Annotated in this window: 10 protein-coding genes; 3 read left to right on the top strand and 7 right to left on the bottom strand. The window is 39.7% G+C overall.

Going from position 1 to position 18031, the window contains the following annotated elements:
• Positions 1 to 70: 70 nt before the first annotated feature.
• The 5 genes from GTQ43_RS09415 to GTQ43_RS09395 form a co-directional block, all read right to left on the bottom strand.
• The gene (locus tag GTQ43_RS09415) at positions 71 to 1222 is read right to left on the bottom strand and encodes an acyltransferase family protein (RefSeq protein ID WP_265272358.1); all 1152 of its coding nucleotides are present in this window, start codon (positions 1220 to 1222) and stop codon (positions 71 to 73) included.
• Positions 1223 to 1393: 171 nt separating this feature from the next.
• Positions 1394 to 2128, bottom strand: coding sequence for a hypothetical protein (locus GTQ43_RS09410; RefSeq protein ID WP_265272357.1), 735 nt, complete (start codon positions 2126 to 2128; stop codon positions 1394 to 1396).
• Positions 2129 to 2262: 134 nt separating this feature from the next.
• Positions 2263 to 7272 (bottom strand): type I polyketide synthase, encoded by a 5010-nt coding sequence (locus tag GTQ43_RS09405; protein ID WP_265272356.1) that lies wholly within the window; start codon positions 7270 to 7272, stop codon positions 2263 to 2265.
• Positions 7196 to 9223, bottom strand: coding sequence for a non-ribosomal peptide synthetase (locus GTQ43_RS09400; RefSeq protein WP_265272355.1), 2028 nt, complete (start codon positions 9221 to 9223; stop codon positions 7196 to 7198). Before GTQ43_RS09400 ends, GTQ43_RS09405 begins: the two co-directional genes overlap by 77 nt.
• Positions 9224 to 9229: 6 nt before the next feature.
• Positions 9230 to 10243: an acyltransferase family protein gene (locus GTQ43_RS09395; protein ID WP_265272354.1), complete on the bottom strand. Its 1014-nt coding sequence runs from the start codon at positions 10241 to 10243 to the stop codon at positions 9230 to 9232.
• A gap of 861 nt (positions 10244 to 11104) precedes the next feature.
• Here GTQ43_RS09395 and GTQ43_RS09390 point away from each other — a divergent pair.
• Both GTQ43_RS09390 and GTQ43_RS09385 read left to right on the top strand, forming a co-directional pair.
• Positions 11105 to 11299 (top strand): hypothetical protein, encoded by a 195-nt coding sequence (locus GTQ43_RS09390; RefSeq protein WP_265272353.1) that lies wholly within the window; start codon positions 11105 to 11107, stop codon positions 11297 to 11299.
• Between the two features lie 505 nt (positions 11300 to 11804).
• Positions 11805 to 11990, top strand: coding sequence for a chlorophyll a/b-binding protein (locus GTQ43_RS09385; protein ID WP_069073374.1), 186 nt, complete (start codon positions 11805 to 11807; stop codon positions 11988 to 11990).
• Between the two features lie 117 nt (positions 11991 to 12107).
• Here GTQ43_RS09385 and rpoD read toward each other — a convergent pair whose 3' ends face one another.
• A complete protein-coding gene (gene rpoD, locus GTQ43_RS09380; protein WP_265272352.1) occupies positions 12108 to 13277 on the bottom strand; it encodes an RNA polymerase sigma factor RpoD in 1170 nt (389 codons plus the stop codon).
• A 1689-nt stretch (positions 13278 to 14966) separates the two neighbouring features.
• Entirely contained in the window at positions 14967 to 16904 is a 1938-nt protein-coding gene (gene gyrB / locus GTQ43_RS09375) for a DNA topoisomerase (ATP-hydrolyzing) subunit B (protein ID WP_265272351.1), read from the bottom strand.
• Between the two features lie 182 nt (positions 16905 to 17086).
• Between gyrB and miaA the strand changes: the two genes are divergently transcribed.
• The gene (gene miaA / locus GTQ43_RS09370; RefSeq protein ID WP_265272350.1) at positions 17087 to 17989 is read left to right on the top strand and encodes a tRNA (adenosine(37)-N6)-dimethylallyltransferase MiaA; all 903 of its coding nucleotides are present in this window, start codon (positions 17087 to 17089) and stop codon (positions 17987 to 17989) included.
• The last annotated feature ends 42 nt before the right edge of the window (positions 17990 to 18031 follow it).

Here is an 18031-nt window from a genome sequence, read left to right as displayed (position 1 = left end):
AACTCTATTATTTACTCAGTTTATTCAAAGTTAAATTTAAATCTTTCTTGACAAAGTATTGGTATTCAATTCATTGTTTAGCCAAGATTGTGGATTTTAAATAATTACGCATAGGAACTTCTACAAATCTATATGTCAATGATGCAGCCAATATGATAATCATAAGAAATACTCCTAGAGATGTCAAGGCTTCATATTCTGTGAATCTTTTGCCAAAAGTATGGTGAAATTTATAAATCCATAATGTTTTTAACAATTCTTGAACAAACCAATGAACCATGTAAATCGAGTAAGATATAGTCCCGAAGTACAGCATTAACCGTGAATTTAAAAATTTTGATATTACGCCACTATTATTGATCGATACAGCTAAAATTAGTAGAGAAAAAGCTGGTAGGATTAGCCAATCATGAAGACTACGCCAATAAGTCCAGTAGTAATTCATGATTAGAATTATCCAAGTTATAGCTATAATTGCTAGTAAATTAAGATTAAAATATTTTTTATAATTACCTCTGCGATAGACTTTGTAAGTTATAATCCCGAGTATGCACTCTAGCCCGCATCTAGCTATGGAAGGTATGCCAATAATACTATCTAAATTTCCACGGGTAAAGGTAATTAGTAGTAATATACTGAGGAGAACAGAGATATAAATAATCAAATCATTTTTTTCGTTCTTCCCTAATAAAAAAAACAAGAGAAATGGAAATATGCAGTAAATAACAAACTCTACACTAATTGACCAAGCTGGCTCATTCCAATAAGTATCACACCAAAACAAAGGCGGGCAATTTAAGTCAAATGCTTGGAGAAGGAAAATATTAGCAAAAAGAGCAGTTAAGTTAAATTTACCAGTAAAAGCAGAATTATTTAGTAAGAATATTTTTGCAATTTCTAATCCAATAAATAGAGATAAAACAAATATATGCAGAGGATAAATTCTGGCAAAACGCGAGAATAAATATGAGCGATAGTTAGATGAATTAACTCTGAATGAAAAATCTCCAATATAAACGTGGGTCATGATAAAACCACTCAGAATGAAGAAAAAATCAACCCACAAATATCCATTCCGAAAAAAATCGCTATATGCTGATAAAGTTGAACCAGTTTTAGGTAAAGTGTAATATGAGAAATGATGTACAACAACAACCAAAGCTGCAATACCGCGCAGAGAAGTGAGTGAATTGATTTGGTTATACATTGATATTTTTGGCATTTAATTATCTCAAGAATACAAACAGTTAGATATTTTTAGGATAATGTTTATAGTTTCATGGTATTTTTGAAATACAAGTAGGCTAAACCATTGTTCACTAGATTATGGTTTTGGTGGGCAATACCCACCTATTAATAAAAATCATTTTTCTATATCAAATCTGTCAAGAGTTTAGCTTTTAATTTCTACGTACAACCCTGATTCAGTATTAAAAATTTGAGAATTCATAATTAACCATTTGAGAAAATTGAGATTTTTTTGATAACCTGGTTTAGCCTTCTCTCTATAATTTGCTACATTCAGATCGCCTATGTAAAATTTTTCAATTTCCTCCTCGCTCAATATGGAACGATCATTTTGATTGAAGAGGCTCATATCTTTTTTGCCCTGAATCTGAAATAGGAAATTCAACTCACTATCGATGTGGTAAGGTGTGATAGAGTTTGGAGAAGCTATAAAAATATAAGCACCTAGCCATGTCATCTTCTGACGGAGGGGTTTACCTGTAAGGTCTTCGAGTTCAGTTATGATCTGGTTGAGTAAGGCGGCGTATTCTGGATCTACTTGAACATCTTCAAGCATCACCCAAGAATCGGATTCTTCAATATGTGCGATCGCTTCCGTGATTTCGTTGATTCCAGGTCGATGATTCCACTTTTGCTGAATAGGGACTCGGCTAGTATAAGACTGAATTTTGTCCGTTCTTCCCTGACTTAGGATAGTATTTGCCAAATCAACTAGGCGGGGGATCTCAAACAAAGGGTGTCCCGCAAGATTATGAGAAAATTCGAAGTGAGAACAGTTGAAGTTTTCTTGTAAAGTTGAAGCCTCACTTTGAATAATTTGTTTAGAAAGCTTCAGATCGGACTTAATTGAACCAGGCTTAAGTAGATTATCAGCTGACATACAAAACCTTGATCGATGAGTATTTACTATTTGCAAACACGATTAATTTTTGGTGTTGCTGAATTGGAGTAGGAATTGACATTTTTCGATATGACTTCATACTTTCAATCAGCAACGCCAATTTTTTAAAGCACTCAGGAAACACTTGCAACTTGTAAATATTTCCCAGGTCGCTCAATATCGGGAATATACCAGGCTGGGTTGCCTTGGGGATCTCGACCTAATTTGGCATTAGGCTGCGGAGGGCGATTGCGTAAGCTGTTATTGGTAACTTCGCGGTTTGTTACTTCTATAGGCGGTGCAGTCAAGAAGCCAGCAGACTGCATTTCGGCAATACTTTCTTTAAAGGCTGCCATTACAAAAGCTAGATCGGCTTCGGAATGGGCTGTTGTTAAGAAGCAAGGACGGTGATCCCAAGTATGTACTCCCTTATCCCGCAGCAAGTAAAATAGCAAGTCTCCATAAGCAAACTCTGGTGCCGATTTCACCATGAACAGAGAGCCGAAATTATAAGCTGTAAACGGAGCCTGAACTTGCTGAAAATAGCCCATAAGTTCCGCTACAAATTTATCAGTTCTTGCATTGAGATTTTGCTGCAAGCTGGGGCCACTCTGTTTTAAATGTTGAAGTACTGCTTTAGCGGCTGCTAGTGCTAAAGGATGGCGGACAAAAGTACCAGCAAAGTAAGTCACGCCAACCTCTGGAACTGAGTCATCCCCAAACTGCCAAAATCCACCATCTAAAGCATCCATATATTGCGATTTGCCAGCAATGACTCCAATCGGCAGTCCACCGCCCACAATCTTGCCATAGGTTGCGATATCAGCTTTGATCCCAAAATGCGCTTGAGCGCCACCTGGATGAATTCTAAATCCGGTAACGATTTCATCAAAAATTAGGGCAATACCAGCTTGTTCTGTAAAATCACGTAATTGGTGCAAGAATTCCTTGGGTTGGTATTCAGGACGACGGCTTTGCACAGATTCAACCATCACTGCTGCTAACTCATCAGCCCGATTTTTGAGGATTTCTAGAGACTCAGGCGAATCATAGTCTAGTACCAAGATGTTCTCTACCATTTCCGGTGGAATACCGGGAGCAGCCGGAATTGACCGGAGTTTTTTTGTCCCCCGAACAATTACTTCATCCAAAATACCGTGATAAGCTCCAGAAAAGATGGCGATTAAGTTACGCCCTGTAATTGTGCGTGCCATCCGCATGGCTCCCAAAACCGCCTCGGAACCTGTGTTGCAAAAGGCTGCTCGGTCAAAGTTAGTTAACTCACACATTAGCCGTGCCACTTCTCCAACTAAGGGAGTTTGTGGCCCAATTTCCATACCGAGTTTAAGTTGTGCTTCAATTGCTTCGGTAATGAAAGGTGGCGACCAACCAAACAAATTCAAACCGAAACCATTGCTTAAATCGACATATTCATTGCCATCAACGTCCCAAAGTTTAGAACCCGATGAACGAGCCGCGACGATGGGGTAAACCATCTCTTTCATCATCGGGTTAAACCCAGAAACGGTTCTTGGATCTGCCAGATAAGGGCGATGAGATTGAGTATATTCTTTGGATTTTTGAGTCCGTTGGGTATATCTTTGGATAATTTTGTCTAGATGAGTGCGTTGTTGCGTTGTCAGAGTTTTAGTCTGGGTTTTTTCAATTCGAGCAGCCGCACCAAATGCCTTTTTAGCGCCATTGGTATCAGTTTCTACCGATGGAAGTGATTCTTTGCTGGTTTGAATAGCTGGGACAGATACAGCATTTTGTGGTTTGACACCATTATTTTGAGGTGTCGCCGCAGGTGCAACTGGGATTGTTACAGGTTGACTGTTGTTAGCCAATAGTGCCAATTGCTGACTCATGATTTGTAGCTGCTGATTAATCACATTTTCGAGGAAACTGGATGCAGCAGGTTGGGGAGAAATCTGAGGTGCAGAACCGTTTGTATGAACTTCATGCATCACCAAAGTGGGTGATGTGGTTGCAGGTGCTGGCAATTTTACTTCTGGAGTTGGTTCTGCAACGGTTTCTATTAATCCTAATGCTGACAAAGTTTCGGGAGACAAAGCTGGATTGATAAAGTCAGCCAGTGTTCCTAAATTGGGGTAAATTTCTAGTAACTGCCTAAGTGTTACCTTGACTTGAAATTTTTTCTTTAACGCTAGCCCGACTTGCGTTAGGGATAAAGAATCTAATCCCATTTCTAAAAATGTTGTCGAATCGTCAACACTAGCAATTTCCAATCCTGAAGTTTCTTCGATAATTTCTTTTAGCAGAGGAATGAGCTTTTGCTGAGGGTATGTTTTCATAGTTTGGGTCTTTTCTAAAAACTGGCGATTTGGAGGTTTAGGAGTTGTTGCACGATTGGGATGAGGTGGAGGATCAATCCAGAAGCGTTGGCGTTCAAAGGGATAGGTAGGCAGAGAAATCCGTTGGCGTGTTTCCCTTTGATAGAAGTTGCTCCAGTCAATAGATACTCCTGCTAGCCACAGTTGTCCTACTGCCTTGAGTAATGCCGTCCATTCGGCTTCATTCTCAGCGTTATCACTGAGAGAAGATATGGCTATCTGTTGTTTAATATCTTTTGCTTGTTGGCGGGCTAGGGTTGTAGTTGTAATTCGTGGCCCTACTTCTAAAAGTAGGCGTTCTGGCTGTTGCCAGATGGTTTTTACACCTTCGGCAAATCGCACAGTCTGACGTAGATGTGTAGCCCAATACATCGGATCGGTTGCTTGCTGGACTGTAATCCAGTCGGCGGTAACTGTGGAAACGAAGGGAATTTGGGGAGGCGATAATTTAACTTTCCCAACTACCTCAGCAAAGGGGGCTATGATGCTATCCATCATTGGGGAATGGAAAGCATGGGAAGTGTGTAAACTGCGACAAACAACTTCTTCGCTTTCTAGTTGTTTTTGCAGAGCCGCGATCGCTTCTGTTGGCCCAGAAACTACACAAAGAGAAGGGGCGTTAATTGCGGCGATCGCTAATTCTGCACTCAATCGCGGCTCTACCTCTTTAGCTGGTAGGCGCACTGAGAGCATAGCCCCTTCTGGTAACTCCCACATGAAGCGACCACGATTTGCAACCAATATCAGCGCATCTTCTAAGCTAAATACACCCGCTATACAAGCAGCGACAAATTCGCCAATACTGTGGCCAATCATGGCTTGAGGCTTGACTCCCCAACTTTGCCACAGTTGTGCTAGGGCGTATTCAATAACAAATAATGCTGGTTGGGTAAAGCAGGTTTGCCGTAGGGAGATAGCCGCAGTTTCGCGTAGGCGTAGCCCGCCGTAGGCATCGCTCGGTGCGGGATACATAATCTCTCGTAAATCCTTACCCAGTAAAGGTTTAAGGATTTCCGCACATTCATCTACTACCTCCTGAAATACAGGTTCGCAATTGTAGAGATTCAGTCCCATGTCCACATATTGCGATCCTTGTCCGGGGAACATGAAGACAACGGCTGGATTACGGATTTCTGTATGGCGGGTATTTACTTGATTTGGATCTAAAGATTGCAACGCTGCGATCGCATCTTTTATATCGTGACAAACTATACTACGTCGATAATTTAAGGCTTTGCGCCCTCGCTGTAGGGTATAAGCTACATCCGCTAAGTTAATTTCAGCATTGTATTGTAAATGTTGCTGCAAATTTGCCGTTGCAGTTTCTAAGGCTTTGCTAGTTTTTGCCGAGAGCAACAATAGCTGCTGTGGGCGAGAAGATCCTGAACTTTGAATTTGTGGCGCTTCTTCCAGCACAATATGAGCATTAGTCCCGCCGACACCAAAAGAACTTACACCGGCTCGTCGCGGAGTTTCACCTTCTGACCATTCAGCTAGTTTGGTATTGACATAAAAAGGGCTATTGGCAAAGTCAATCTTGGGATTGGGAGTCTCAAAATTTAAGCTAGGTGGAATCTTTTTATAATGCAAAGCCAAAACGGTTTTAATTAATCCTGCGACCCCCGCCGCCGCAACTAAATGTCCGACATTGCTTTTCAGAGAGCCAATCGCACAAAATTGTTTAGCATCTGTATGTACCCGAAATGCTTGCGTCAACGCTTCAATTTCAATGGGATCGCCTAAAGGTGTAGCTGTACCGTGAGCTTCAATATAAGAGATGGTTTCTGGGTGGAAGTTGGCATAAGCTTGGGCCATTGCAACAGCTTCGGCTTGTCCGTCTACACTGGGAGCCGTAAAGCTAACTTTATCAGACCCGTCATTATTGATCCCAGAACCGCGAATTACGGCATAAATGCGATCGCCTTCATTAAGCGCGTCTTCTAAACGCTTGAGGACAACCACCCCTGCGCCATTGTTAAACATTGTGCCTTGAGCGCTGGCATCAAAGGGACGACAATGCCCATCCCCAGACAGCATACTGCCTTCTTGAGCTATATAACCGCTATTTTGGGGTGTAGTCATAGATACACCACCCGCTAAAGCCATGTCGCACTGATAACTGCTTAAGGCTTGGCAAGCTTGAATAATTGCTACTAAAGAAGTGGAGCAAGCCGTATTAACACTGACAGCCGGGCCTTTGAGGTTGAGTTTGTAAGCAGCACGGGTTGTTAAAAAGTCTTTTTCATTTGCTAGCATGGTCTGGAACTCGCCGATGCGATCGACAATTTCCATACGTCCAGCAATGTGGTTAGCAAAATAAGTATTTTGACCACAACCAGCGTATAAACCAATCAAACCTTCAAAAGACTCTGATTCATAACCAGCATTTTCCAAAGCTTCATAAACCAACTCTAGAAAAACTCTGGCTTGTGGGTCCATAACCACAGCTTCCAGTGGATTGATGCCAAAGAAAGCAGCATCAAAGGTTTCTCCCCCAGGAATGATCCCTCTAGCTTTTACGTAGCTAGGATCTTTGCAAAGGTTCGGGTCAATGCTGGGGTCTAGTTCCTCATCTTGAAAAAAAGTTGTTGACTCTAGTCCTTCACACAGATTCCGCCAAAACTCATCAACATTCCCAGCGCCTGGAAATCTTCCTACCATGCCAATAATGGCAACACCATCAATAGGATTTTGGTTATCTGAGGTTTGCATATTAAACACCTTGTTGATGATTACGGCGACGAGCTTGAGCTGCTTGTTGGCGTTGGGCGCGATTTTGCAGCTTGTCATGAGACGGTTGGCTGTTCTGGTTTGAATGCAAATATTTTGCTAAAGAGCCAATCGTTGAATACTGAAATAGCTTCACTGTCGGTAACTCAATACCAAGTTCCTGTTTTACTCGTACAGCAACTTGCAGAATTGAGATTGAAGTTCCTCCCAAATCAAAGAAATTGTCATCAATCCCGACGCGATCGATTTTGAGCAGTTCAGATAAAATACCTGCAAGCAGCCGCTCTAACTCGGTTTGGGGAGCAATATAAGCTTGTTCCAATTGCGGACGTTCTCTACTTGGTGCTGGCAATTTATGTCTATCTACTTTTCCATTTGCAGTCAAAGGCAGTGATTCTAACATCACAAAGGCCGATGGCAACATATAATTAGGTATTCTCTGCTGTAAGAAATTACGCAATTTATTATGTGTGTATCTACTGTTATATTGAGGAACAACATAAGCTGTCAACTGTTTTTCACCTGCTTCATCTTGACGGGCTAAAACGACAATTTCCCGAACATCAGGATGTTGTGCAATCTCGCGCTCAATTTCACCTAGCTCAATTCGGAAACCGCGAATTTTTACCTGATTGTCAATCCGACCTAAAAACTCGATATTGCCATCTGGAAGATAACGAGCTAAATCTCCAGTCTTGTAAAGCCGCGTTGCTAAATTGCTATCAAATGAGTGAGAAATGAATTTTTCAGCAGTCAAGTCGGAGCGGTTCAAATAGCCTCTAGCTAATCCATCACCACCAATGTATAATTCGCCAGCTTCTCCAATTGCTACCGGTTCGAGGTTGTTATCTAATATATAAACTTGGGTATTAGCAATTGGACGACCAATAGGAATAGAGACACCTGGTTTTAGTGGTGCTGTTATCAGATGGCAACAGGTAAAAGTTGTATTCTCAGTTGGGCCATAACCATTAATTAGCTGACATTGTTCTACTGTTTGGAGAAACTTTTTTACATGGGGAACAGATAAAACATCGCCACCCGCTAAAAGTTGACGCAAGGATTTTAAAGCATCAATTTTTTCATCCACTATCAGATGGAATAAACCGGCTGTGAGCCAAAGAGTAGTAACTTGATATTGTTGAATAATCTGCCCCAATTCTTCTAAAGATGGTGTATTGGGAGGACAAATTACTAATCGCCCACCGTTAAGTAAGCAACCCCAAATTTCAAAAGTTGAAGCGTCAAAGGAAATAGGAGCAAGTTGGAGAATTATCTCTTCATCGGTGAGGTGAACATAATTAGTTTCTTTAACTAACCTAACTACACCGCGATGGATAACGCTAACACCTTTTGGTGTACCTGTAGAACCTGAAGTATACATGACATAAGCTAAGTTATCAGCAGTGGCGTTACTGCTTAAGTTTTCTTTTTTATTTTGGGCGATTGTATTCCAATCTGCATCTAGACAAACTACAAATGCTGTATGAGTAGGTAATTTAGCAATTAGTTTTTTTTGAGTTAATAGTACCGATACCTGGGTATCTGATAGCATGAAAGCTAAACGTTCTTGTGGATACCCTGGATCTAGTGGTACATAAGCTCCACCTGCTTTGAGAATAGCTAAAAGTGCTACAACCATTTCTAAGGAGCGCTCTATGCAGATGCCTACAAGAGTTTCTGTTCCTACCCCTAGTGTTTGGAGATATTCTCCTAGTTGATTAGCACGACTATTCAAATCTCTATAGGTGAGATGCTGATCATTAAAGATTAATGCTACAGCATCGGGTGTTTTCTCAACCTGCGCTTCAAACAACTGATGAATACACGCTTGCCGAGGATAATCAGTTTGAGTCTGATTCCAGTCTATCAGTAAGTCTTTTTCAGATTTTTTCAAGATCGGTAATGTTAAATTATCTCGTTTTATGTTATTTTCTAATGGTAAGGCTTGAGGATAATTTGCCAACAAAATGTTTTTATTTTGATCGAATGAATTAGTTATTGGTTTCATGTTTATTTAATTACCGTAAAAAATGTATTTTTTCGCAAACCGTGTAGTTTTTAAGTAATGCTGCATTCTTAACTCAACAAACTTAATTGTTCCGAGATAAATCACTAATGAGTATTTTAGTGCATTTAAGATAATACTGTTATTTTTCGTGTTTATAGAAACAGATAAAATTAAAATAGAAAAGGCTGCGACTATTAGTATATCCTGATAGTCATAATGCATAATAAAGAATATGCATAATAATGATAAGAAAACAGTAAAGTTATGACCTAGATATTTCCGAAAATTACCAATATAGTAGACTTTATAAGTAATAATCCCAATTATCGCTTCTAGAGTACATCTACTTATTGCAGGTATACCTAGAAAGTTAAGATGTCCATAAGTGAATTTTATTAATAAAAATAAGCACATTAATAAAGTTAGATAAATCACTAAATCATATATTCTCGGAAGTTTCACTAAGAAAAATAATAATAAAGGTAATAGCAAGTATGCAATCCACTCTGCACTGATTGACCATGTAGGCTCATTCCAAGATGTATTATCACCAAATAATTGCGGAGACTTTAAGTCTAAGACTTGAATCATAAAAATGTTATTAAAAAGGGCAACAATCTTTTGAGTATCTGTAAATGGAAGAAAAGATTGGTTTGTCGGGTCAAAAATAGATTTACTTTTAAATAAGAAAAATCCTAACTTTAAAAATTCAACTCCTAAAAACAACAGAATCATAAATATATGCAAAGGATAAATTCTAGTAAATCTTGAATATAAAAATTGCCTATAATTATGAATACTAACTTTTGTTACAAAATTGTTAGCATAAATATGAGTCAAAATAAAACCGCTCAAGATAAAGAAAAAGTCAACACATAAATATCCATTAAAGAAAAATTTACTATATAAAGCTATACTCTTATCGAAATTAGGTATGACGCAACCAACATAATGATGTATGACAATTAATATAGCTGCAACACCACGCAGGGATGTTAAAGCTTTTATATGTTTAACCATTAGTATTTTTATTTAGGAACTTAGTATTTTTTTTAGCTTTTAAGCTATATTTAAAGATTAATCTCACAAGAAGATATGCCGCGATCTTACAATGTTTGTATGAAAGGGCACTGACTTTAAGATTTGGTTATCTCATTCTGACCTATTTCCTTAAAATCATAGTTATTTTCAATACATCTTCATTGAAAATTAAAACTTCAGGGATGGTTTGCAATGGGAGTATTAACTGTACGTTCGCTTATTCTGAGAAAACAAGAAGAATGAATGCCTTGAGGGGTAATAAAGACAAGTGTGAAGACAGTATCAGGAAGATAGTGAACATAGAACTAATACTGAGTTGCATTTAAAGATAGTAGGGAGGAAGCCATACAAACAAAGCCCAACAGTGAACGCGAACAGCGTCTCCAAGAGTTGCAATCCCAAGATCTTGCGTTCGCGAAGCGTGTCCGAAGGACTTATGCTTCATTCCGCTTTGCTCCATTCGCAATGACAAATGTATATTTAATTTTGCATTCTGAAGGGGTGACAAAGAGGCTACAAAGCAGATGGACGAATTAACCTTAAATTGCTATATCCTCTTTTTGGTAACAATAGCCAATAAACAAGTATTGCTCTTTTTTGTTCAATCAAACTGATGACGAAGACATTTTCATAACGCCACTGTGTTCTATCAATAGCAAAAATCAGTTGTTTATCCTGAGATTTTCGGCTGTTTTTTACCCATCGTTTGATTAAGAGTACTCCAAGTAAAAAAATGCCCAATTGTCATTGCGAGCGAAGCGAAGCAATCGCAGCTCTTGGGATTGCTTCGCTTCGCTCGCAACGACGGGTTTTGGATCATTTATTTTTTGGAACACTCTAATGGAAACCACAGGTATTGAATTGATAACTGGGGTAGCAATAAAAATCTTTGAATACTCCCTCGCCGACTTTCAAATTTTATTGGTTGTGGAAATACTGTCGCCAGCTTCTCAATCGTCACAGTTTTATGAAATTGCAACAGCACAGTGCAAGATTTCCAGCATCTTGCACTGTGTGGGTGTCAGTAGATTTTGAAAGCAGTTTTGGTAGAATTTAGGTAACATTATCATTTGATAGGTCTTGTTGAGAATACCTGACCTATCTTTTTTTTACCTCAAAACGGTCACACTCTTCTATTTCCTCACCTTTAGCCCCTTTGTCACCCCTTCAGGCTTTTTGCTTAACTTGACACCAATGGGCACTGCTGTGCCCTTACACCTCACTATATCTCCACAAATTATCAATAGACTTCAAGTCTTAAATAACAAACTCTATGGAAAATCTAGCGTTCTAAACAAATTATTTGATAATTTATATCAATAAGTAAAATGTTGTCTATGATGGTAAAAGTCTACATAACATTTCTTCCACCTCAGTAAATCTCACTGAAGGCTGATATTTTAATATGTATAAATAGGCATTTCTATTTATGTCAAGGTATGGAAACAAAAGTATAAAAAATGTTGCCTTTCTAAAAATGTTTGTTATATTAGTTTACATAAGGCAATAAACCTTAAATATTAAGTTTGGAGTCCGAACCATGACAAACGCAAGCACAACAAAAGTCACCACTCCCGTAATTGAAGATCGTAATGCTTGGCGCTGGGGCTTTACCCCACAAGCAGAAATTTGGAACGGTCGCTTGGCAATGATTGGCTTTTCAGCAGCCATTTTGGTTGAAGTTTTTTCTGGTCAAGGTTTTCTACATTTTTGGGGCATCCTGTAAGTTTTAATATCTAAGATGACCTATAAATAAAAAAACCTGGAGTGCTAATTCACTACCAGGTTTTTTATTTGTTTGCGATTAGTCATTCGCTTTAAACAAATGACTAATAATTAATAACTACCGAATATATTCCTTGAGAACGCTGTTACGATTGGGGTGGCGTAACTTACGAAGTGCCTTCGCCTCAATTTGACGAATCCGTTCGCGGGTAACGTTGAAAATCTGTCCGATTTCCTCAAGGGTCTTCATTCGACCATCATCCAAGCCATAACGTAGTCTGAGGACATCGCGTTCGCGAGGGCTAAGACTGTCAAGAACTTTTTCCAAGTCTTCGCGCAGAAGATTTTTGGAAACTTGGTCTTCTGGTGTTTCACCATCGGATTCAATAAAATCGCCTAATCGAGAATCTTCCTCTTTACCAATAGGTGTTTCTAATGAAATAGGCAACTGGGCGGATTTAGCAATAAACCGCAACTTCTCAATGGTCATTTCCATCCGAGTAGCGATTTCTTCCTCGGTAGGTTTACGACCCATTTCTTGAGATAGTAACTTGGTAGTTTTCTTAATCCGAGAGATGGTTTCGTAAAGGTGAACTGGAAGACGAATTGTGCGGGATTGGTCTGCGATCGCACGGGTAATTGCTTGACGAATCCACCATGTAGCATAAGTGGAGAACTTATAACCTTTTTCGTGGTCAAACTTTTCAGCGGCACGAATCAAACCGAGACTGCCTTCCTGAATTAAGTCTTGGAACGACAAACCACGATTCATGTACTTCTTAGCAATTGAAACTACAAGACGGAGGTTAGATTGTACCATCTTGTCTTTCGCCCTGCGACCAACATGGAGCCGATAACGAAAAGCTGGCAAAGGTAGTTGTACTGCTTCTGCCCATTCACTATCTTTAGGATCGCGATCTAACTGTTCTGAGAGTCTTTCCCGCACCCTCTCTAATTCCAGCAAATCGGCGATTTTCCGCGCCAATTCGATTTCTTCGTCTGCCCGCAACAGCCGAATTCTACCAATTTCTTGCAAGTAAAGCCGAATCGAATCTTCTGTGTAATGCTTTTTCTTGCTTTGTGTCCGACGACGCGATTTAGCGGCTTTTCCAGACTTTGCGTCGTCCTCATCAGTCTGAGGCTCTAAAAATTCATCGTCACCTTCATCGATGATAAGCAAGTCCTCTTCATCATCTATTAAGAGTTCTTCTAACTCGAGCTCAGGCTGATTCATTATTTCTAGGTCAGGCTGATATATGCTTTCGAGTACGTTGTTAGCCTGGTTCATGCCGCGTTCCTCATGCTCCTTGCAGAATCAATTACTCAAGATGTGTTTACTGCTCTTTTAAACGAGCCAATGGTCAACCGAAAATAAGTTTTTTGGCAGATTTGCCAGAAATATTTTCGGACGTTTCTCACCTCCAATAGGAGGCTTGTTTAGTTTAGTTTAAGCCATGTCTAAAAGTGATTTGCTCACCTTAGTAAATGTTATATGTGTTGCTATCACATACTGCTTTCAACTAACTGGTCAAAAAAAATACTCGTCTCTCTTAAAAAAATTGCCACTCTATACTAATGAGTTCAGAATGCTGGCATATTTTCCTATAAAGACTCTTCCGATTGTAGCCTGTTTCACAGAAATTGCACTCTTTTTGTGTATTAATCATGAATTCATTAAGCAACTGTTAGCCACTTTCACCAAAAAGACATTAAAAACGGGAGTTATACCCTTAAATTTTTTCTCTACTTTTCGGAATTGCAGCGACACTCTTATTACATTACAAAGTAAGTACGCTTGCTCCTGCTCGATTTCATGTATTTTACACAACATTAATTACTTAGAAAGAGTGGATTGGATGTTAACTCAGACGACAAGTCTTAATCTAGTCATTTTTACATTTCCTTCATAAATTACGCATTCCTGAGATTAAAGCTAGTCTTTGATTGGGTAAATACAACCAGGGTGGTAGTGCTTGCCTTAAAGCAGTTAACCTTCTGCTTACTAATTACCTTAACTGAGGAGTTGAGGCTGTAGCAGATCGATCTGATGGCAGATCAATTTAAGTTTAACTAATTCGGCCTTATTCACACGTTAGCGCACTGTGGCGATTTAAGCCCTATGAAACTTGACAAACTCTTCTTATTGTATACAAGGATATTTTAATCAATTCAAAAACAATTTGTCCTGTGAACTCGCCAGTATAGTCTTATTTCAGGCAAAACTTCATTAGATACATACGATACAATCGCGATCGCCACGACACTACATGAAGATATTAACAAGTTTTTCGCCAGATGTTGTGTGTTTCCAGTAGCCATTACCTCAAGCCAAGAGAATCCAGAACATTACCTGATGATTTTAGTTACAAAGCTGGATTGCGTAACTTAGTTGTAAATTTAAATACTTTTATTTCGGTAAGTTTCTGTCATCTTATGATGAGAAATCCTCAAGATACTTATTAATTGCTGGTTGATAGATTGATATTCAGTTATTTTCTTAAAGGATAACAAATGTGTTTCTAGTTGGTAGACAAAATTAATTCGCTATGTAATTGCAAAAATTATTGTTCTAACTAAATTTCCAACAAAGTTGGTAGTCTTGCTAACGCTAAAAGATTCAATTTTTGTCAGATATTGACAATAAGCAAATTATATGATTGTTCATTAATTTAATAATTTACGTAAGAGTTACGGAATAACATAGACGGGGAGCGGCTTGTCGGAGGCGTAAGTGGATAAAAAAATACGTTTTGGCTAAGGATTTTTGGTGTTGATTTTAGGGATGTAGAGACGTTGCAACGTCTCTACAAAGGTTTCAGGGTTTAACCGAACCGTTTTGATTTATAAAATCTTGGTTTGTCATCAGCCAAAAGAAATATTTTAGAGAAAAATTTTGGATATAAAAAAGGTAATGGGTGAAAATGTATCACTCATTACCAATGCTGTAAATTATTGGAGTAGTTTCAGGGAATTGATGCTAGATATCTAAATCAGTGAAGTTGAGTTTAGAACCATAAGTTTCGATAAATTCTCGTCTAGGTGCGACGCGATCGCCCATTAAAATTGTGAAGATGCGATCGGCTTCAGCAGCATCCTCAATTTCGACTTGCTTCATTTTGCGGGTTTCTGGGTTCATTGTGGTGTCCCAGAGTTGTTGCGGCATCATTTCACCCAAACCTTTGAAGCGTTGGATGGTATAGTTGGCGTTAGCGGGGAATTTGGCGATCGCTTGATTTTTTTCGCGATCGCTATAGCAGTACTCATGATTACGTCCCCGTTCTACTTTAAACAGTGGGGGACAAGCAATATAAATAAAGCCTTGTTCAATGAGCGCTCGCTGATATCGATAGAAGAATGTTAACAACAAAGTACGGATGTGCGCTCCATCTACGTCAGCATCCGTCATAATAACTATGCGGTGATAGCGCAGTTGGGTAGAATCGAATTCATCACCTTTGACACCTAAACCGAGGGCTGTAATTAACGATTGAACTTCGTTATTTTTATAAATTTTAGCGTCATCGGTTTTTTCAATGTTGAGAATTTTACCACGTAGAGGCAAGATAGCTTGAGTGCGGCGATCTCGTCCTTGTTTCGCACTTCCCCCTGCTGAGTCGCCTTCGACGATGAATATCTCAGATTCGCTAGGATCGCGAGAACTACAATCTGCCAATTTACCGGGTAATGGTGAAGATTCTAGTACAGATTTGCGCCGAACTAATTCCCGTGCATGACGGGCTGCTTCTGCGGCTTTGAAAGCTTGGATAGCTTTATCTAAAATTGAATCTGCGATCGCCGGATGAAATTCTAGATATTCGGTGAGGACTTCTCCCACCAAAGAATCGACAATCCCCCGCACTTCAGTATTACCGAGTTTAGTTTTGGTTTGTCCTTCAAATTCTGGATCTGGGACTTTAACGGAAATTACCGCAGTCAAACCTTCGCGGACGTGTTCGCCACTGAGGTTAGTTTCATTCTCTTTAATTTTATTGCGCTTACGAGCGATCGCATTTAATGTCCGAGTTAAAACCGCCTTCAACCCTTCTAAGTGCGTACCACCATCCACAGTGCGAATATTGTTAGCAAAACCTAGTACATTATCCGTATAAGCATCAGTACACCATTGCAAAGAAACTTCCACTTGTACGTTATTGCGTTCCCCTTGCACATAGATAATTTCTTCATGCAGTGGTTGCTTCTCGCGGTTCATGTACGCGATATATTCTTTAATACCACCCTTATAATTGTACGATTCTACCTTGGGTGTATCGCTTTTTAGTAGTTCTAGACGGTGGTCAGTAAAGGTAATTTTGACACCTGCATTTAGATACGCCAACTCCCGTAGGCGACCTGATAAAGTGATGTAATCAAACTCAATGCTAGTTGTAAAGATTTGGGTATCTGGCTTGAAGGTGACAGAAGTTCCAGTTCTAGCTTCTTTGTAAGGCTTTGCTTGCAGTTCGCTAACTGGGATACCGCGTTCATAGCGTTGGAGATAAACCTTTTTATCTCGCCAAACTGTAACTTCTACAACCTCAGATAAGGCATTAACAACAGAAATACCAACCCCGTGTAATCCTCCAGAAACTTTGTAGCCACCGCCGCCAAACTTACCACCAGCGTGTAGTACAGTCATCACGGTTTCCAAAGCTGATTTCCCGGTGCGCGAGTGAGTATCAACGGGAATACCGCGACCATCATCTGTTACAGTCACAGAACCATCAGCGTTGATATCCACTTCTATATGAGTGCAATGACCCGCCAAAGCCTCATCGATTGAATTGTCCACCACCTCGTAAACTAAATGGTGGAGTCCTCGCGGCCCAGTGGTACCGATGTACATTCCTGGTCTTTTGCGGACGGCTTCCAGACCTTCCAGAACTTGAATCTGATCGGCACTGTAACTGCTCGTCATGTAAACTCTCCTGATGCGTGGGGTTAAACTCGCCTAAAATTAATTAAAAGCAAAAACACTCCAAAATTGTAGCACAAAAGCCTTGCTAGCGTCTGTAGGGCATTTTCAAGAGAAGTTTATACTAGGGTTGCACTACCGGGCGAGATGAGGAAGATGAGGGGGATGAGGGAGATGGGGAAGAAATGACTAAATTAATTGTGATTTGTGGGGCGACGGCTACAGGTAAGTCGGGTTTGGCTTTAGCTTTGGCGATGCGGTTGGGTTTTGTAATTCTTAGTGCCGATTCTCGTCAAGTTTACCGTGAGTTGGATATTGGGACAGCAAAACCAACTCTGGCACAACAAAAATTAGTACCGCACTACTTAATAGATATCTGCGATCCCACAGACACGATGACAGTAGCAGACTATCAGGAACAAACACAAGCCTTAATTGCTTCTGTTGATGTTACACCACTTTTGCTAGTTGGTGGCACTGGTTTATATATCCGTTCCATTGTCCAAGGTATGAAAATTCCGAGAGTTGCACCACAAACTGAATTGCGATCGCAACTTGAATTTCTCGGTCAACCACAACTCTACGCCATGTTACAACAAGTTGACCCCGTTGCAGCACAAAAGATTCATGCTAATGATTCAGTCCGAACTTTAAGAGCATTAGAGGTATATTATGTTACTGGACATCCGATTTCGCAACAGCAAGGGGAGAATCCACCGAATTATCCAATTTTGCAAATTGGTTTAGATTGCGATGTTGAAAAGTTGGGGAATAGGATTAAACAGCGTACTGAGCAAATGATAGCAGATGGTTTAGTTGCTGAGGTGGAATATCTTTGTCAAAAATATGGCTCTGATTTGTCTTTATTGAATACTTTGGGCTATCAAGAAATAAAGCAATATTTGGCTGGGGATATTTCCTTGGATGAAGCAAAAGAATTAACAGTTTTGCATACACGACAATTTGCCAAGCGACAACGCACTTGGTTTCGAGCATATCCCAAAATTGAATGGTTTGATGCGAATGATCCCGAATTATTAGAGAAGGTTTGGCACAGAATAAATGAGTTTACAAATTGTGCTAATTAGTGAGATTTGTTACTCATGTAAAGACGCAAAATTTTCGCGTTT

The organism is Nostoc sp. KVJ3 (genome assembly GCF_026127265.1).
Lineage (GTDB): Bacteria > Cyanobacteriota > Cyanobacteriia > Cyanobacteriales > Nostocaceae > Nostoc.
The sequence above is the reverse complement of the archived record's forward strand: the minus strand, read 5'-3'. Positions and strand labels throughout refer to the sequence as shown.

Excerpts from the sequence above, each read along its gene's own strand:
- GTQ43_RS09395 (WP_265272354.1), bottom strand. The coding sequence starts at position 10,243 with ATGGTTAAACATATAAAAGCTTTAACATCCCTGCGTGGTGTTGCAGCT.
- GTQ43_RS09405 (WP_265272356.1), bottom strand. The coding sequence starts at position 7,272 with ATGACAAGCTGCAAAATCGCGCCCAACGCCAACAAGCAGCTCAAGCTC.
- miaA (WP_265272350.1), top strand. The coding sequence starts at position 17,087 with ATGACTAAATTAATTGTGATTTGTGGGGCGACGGCTACAGGTAAGTCG.
- gyrB (WP_265272351.1), bottom strand. The coding sequence starts at position 16,904 with ATGACGAGCAGTTACAGTGCCGATCAGATTCAAGTTCTGGAAGGTCTG.
- GTQ43_RS09400 (WP_265272355.1), bottom strand. The coding sequence starts at position 9,223 with ATGAAACCAATAACTAATTCATTCGATCAAAATAAAAACATTTTGTTG.
- GTQ43_RS09390 (WP_265272353.1), top strand. The coding sequence starts at position 11,105 with ATGGAAACCACAGGTATTGAATTGATAACTGGGGTAGCAATAAAAATC.
- GTQ43_RS09385 (WP_069073374.1), top strand. The coding sequence starts at position 11,805 with ATGACAAACGCAAGCACAACAAAAGTCACCACTCCCGTAATTGAAGAT.
- GTQ43_RS09415 (WP_265272358.1), bottom strand. The coding sequence starts at position 1,222 with ATGCCAAAAATATCAATGTATAACCAAATCAATTCACTCACTTCTCTG.
- rpoD (WP_265272352.1), bottom strand. The coding sequence starts at position 13,277 with ATGAACCAGGCTAACAACGTACTCGAAAGCATATATCAGCCTGACCTA.
- GTQ43_RS09410 (WP_265272357.1), bottom strand. The coding sequence starts at position 2,128 with ATGTCAGCTGATAATCTACTTAAGCCTGGTTCAATTAAGTCCGATCTG.